Here is a 926-nt window from a genome sequence, read left to right as displayed (position 1 = left end):
TACCATACACTGTCGGGATCTTTTGGATTGAATTGTCTTTTCAGAAGATCGTGCCGTTTTCGCTCATTCCCATTAGATATGGTCGTTTCTCTCTTGTGTTTCAGATATTTCGGTTTGATATTGGCTTCTTTCATAATCGAATAGACATACTTCTGGCATCCTTGGATCCCTTTCTTGTGCAGGATCTCTGCGATCTTGGGCGAGCCATACAGCTGGTGCGAATCGTTGTAGATCTTGACGATTGCTTTTTTTGTTTTTTCCCGTCGGACTTTTGTCTTGGATGGTTTTGATCTTAAATACTTGTAGTAGCCGGAAGGGCTCTTCTCCAATATAGCCAGTATACCCGCTATCGATGCTTTGGGATGTTTCTCTTTGTATTCCTGGACCGATCGATAGAGGAGACGAGCCGTTACTTGCCGAGTATACTGATTGCTTTTTTTAATACATTGAGCGCGTCCTGGGTATCTCTGAGCTGCTTTTTAAGATGGGCGATCTCTTTGGCTTCATCGCTGGCATAGTTGCCGGATCCTCTTACGACGACCTGATCGTCATGCTCTTTATAGCTTTTTACCCATCCTCCAATTGTTGTGTCATGGACTCCGAACTGTTGCGCGATCTGGGTGTAGGCAAGGTCTGGATGATCGAGTACATACTGAATCACCTGTTCCTTAAATTCTTTGTCATATTGCTTTGCCATTTTTCATTCCTCCTCATTCTGGAATTCAAATTGTTCTTCTTATGACATTCTACCACTTGAATTTTCAGAGGTTTAAGGGATGCACCATTAATACTAAATCCAATAGGCTGTTGGGACTACTTTCTTCAGGATCTGCAATGCGGCATTGATATCCGCGTTGATGAGTCTGTTTGTATCTGAACGATACAGGCCACGTTTTATTCGGCGTCTGGCAGGGGACTTTCCCTGC

General features: G+C 43.6%; 2 protein-coding genes. Both read right to left on the bottom strand.

The window, feature by feature from the left end; translation table 11 throughout:
• Positions 1-329, bottom strand: a 329-nt coding sequence (locus BO225_RS00075) for an IS3 family transposase (protein WP_143356703.1), incomplete at its 3' end; no start/stop codon positions are given.
• A gap of 80 nt (positions 330-409) precedes the next feature.
• Positions 410-697, bottom strand: a complete 288-nt coding sequence (locus BO225_RS00070; protein WP_076340276.1) for a transposase — start codon at positions 695-697, stop codon at positions 410-412.
• Positions 698-926: the final 229 nt, after the last annotated feature.

This window comes from Dubosiella newyorkensis (assembly GCF_001945605.1).
GTDB lineage: Bacteria > Bacillota_I > Bacilli_A > Erysipelotrichales > Erysipelotrichaceae > Dubosiella > Dubosiella newyorkensis.
Note: the sequence above shows the minus strand (reverse complement) of the source record. Positions and strands in the feature narration are given on the sequence as shown.